The sequence below is a fragment of the Maribellus maritimus genome (assembly GCF_022267315.1).
GTDB classification, from domain to species: Bacteria; Bacteroidota; Bacteroidia; order Bacteroidales; family Prolixibacteraceae; genus Draconibacterium; species Draconibacterium maritimum.
This window is the reverse complement of record NZ_JAIKLE010000110.1, coordinates 1-2331: the sequence shown is the minus strand read 5'-3', so window position 1 is coordinate 2331 and position 2331 is coordinate 1. Positions and strand designations below refer to the sequence as shown.

Here is a 2331-nt window from a genome sequence, read left to right as displayed (position 1 = left end):
GGATATAAAAATTCTCGTCTGAAACATTACGCGCTTTAACTGTAAATTTCTTGCCCTTATAAAATTCGCCCAAATCCAAAGTCAATTCTTCAAACAAAGGGGTTCCTACTGCAAAAACATTTTGCCCCGGTGCCACAGGATAAAATCCCATGGCGCTAAAAATATACCACGCCGACATTTGACCCATATCATCGTTGCCGCACAATCCGTCGGGCGCTGCCAGGTATTTTTGTTTCATAATCTGATGAACCCATCTTTGCGTTTTCCAGGGTTTGCCGGCATAATTATACAAATAAGCCACATGATGCACGGGCTCGTTTCCATGTACATACTGCCCGATTTTACTGTAAAGCGGCGCGTATTCCGGACCGGTTTCATCGGGTCTCATTGTAAATAGTGTATCCAGTTTATTTACGAAATTTTCTTCTCCCCCCATTAAATTTATCAAACCCTGCACATCGTGAGGCACATGCCACAAATACTGCCAGGCATTTGATTCCGTATAATAGCGACTTGGACTTACACCTACCCAAAGCGGATCAAAACAACTGTAGTATTGGTTTTCTTTGGTTCGAATAATTTCAGGGGCTTCCCTGCACATCTCAAGCCAGGAACCATCAGCTTTTTTCGGGCGCATAAAACCGGTTGATTTGTCATATAAGTTCTCGTAACTCCCTGCTCTTTCTGAAAACAACTGAACATCCCCGGCTTTCCCCAAAGCTTTGGCCATTTCTGCCACGCACCAGTCATCGTAAGCATATTCCATCGTAACCGAAACTGACTCACGAACTTTATCCACCGGAGTATAACCAAGGTTCACATAGTACTCCAGGCCCGTTCGGCTGCTCTCTTTCTCTCCCGGCTCCGTTGCATTTTTCCGCATCGCTTCATATGCTTTTTCAACATCATAATCGCGAATCCCCTTCATATAAGAGTCCGTAATTACGGAAGTTGCATGATCGCCAATCATCACCTTCATGTAATAATTTTTGTAACTCACATACAAAGGAAGCCGTCCCCCCTGATCATACATTTCCAAAAGCGTACGAATCATTTCATTTTGTTTTTCCGGCTCAAGATAAGCCAGCAAGGGATGCTCTGCACGGTAGGTATCCCATAGTGAAAAATCGACATAATAATCGCCACTCTCCATTTTATGTACTGAATTATCAAAATGACTGTAATATCTGCCATCCGCATCCGAAAAGGTTCGCGGAAACATCAGTGCATGATAAACAGAGGTATAAAGACTGGTTTTCTGATCTTCCGTGCCTCCCTGAACTTCTATCTTATGAAGCTTCTTATTCCAGGCCTCTTTTGCTTCTTCCCTGACCCGGTCAAAATCCCAGTGTGGTATTTCGGCTTCCAGATTCTTTCTGGCTCCTTCAATACTAACAAAAGAAATCCCAACTTTTAGTAAAACCTGCTCGTTTTGTGTTGTTGAATAATTGACAAAAGCGCCAACACCCTTGTCGCCCGAAATTTCATTGAGGTCGTGGTAAATATTTTCTTCCCTCCAGGTTCCGTATGAAGTAAATGGTTTGTTAAACTCGGCAAAAAAGTAACAAGTGAGCGGACGAGTATAATTACCTTCCATGTCTCCGGTTACGTAACCTTCCATTTGGGTTTCGTTCAGGATGTTAACAGATGCATCGCGACCGGGGGTAATCGAATGGGTTACATCAATGATGATATGGCCTTCATCGGTTTCAGGAAAAGTATACCGGTGAAAGCCGGCGCGTTTGGTTGCAGTCAGTTCCGCTTTGATGTTATAGTCCTTCAGATTAACTGCATAATAACCGGGGCTGGCCTCCTCCTCATCGTGACTGTAATCCGATTCATAGCCTTTGATTTTTTTTGAAGTATCGTAGCCCTGCTTTTTCAATTCATCCAGCACTTTTTGTTTTTCGTCCTGAAAAAGCGCATTATTTTTTTGTTCTCTTTCCCGCGACGACATTTGTTCTATTACCTGCTGTTCCTTAACAGAAAAATTATCCCGAATCTCTTTTACTCTTTGTCTTGCTAATCTGTCGGGGTCTTTTTTTACTCCCGGAAAAACCTTTAACTCACCCACGGTGGGCATAATCAAAAAATTGTTGTAGTTGGTTAGCGTATACGGGCCTGTTCCGCTCAAATGGGTATGACTAAATCCCAGAATCGATTCCTCTGCATAATTGTATGCCTTTACTCCTTTGTAACCGTTGTCGGGGCTTAGTTGCACCATCCCAAATGGCTGACATGCCCCGGGAAAGGTATGTCCCTCTTTGTGTGTCCCGATAAAAGGATTGACATAAACAGTTAAATCTTCAATACCGGGTTGCTTTTTAGCAG

1 protein-coding gene is annotated in these 2331 nt (G+C 43.2%); it reads right to left on the bottom strand.

Going from position 1 to position 2331, the window contains the following annotated elements:
- Positions 1–2331: GH92 family glycosyl hydrolase (locus K5G00_RS29110; protein WP_238770082.1), on the bottom strand; the 2331-nt coding region annotated here is incomplete at both ends.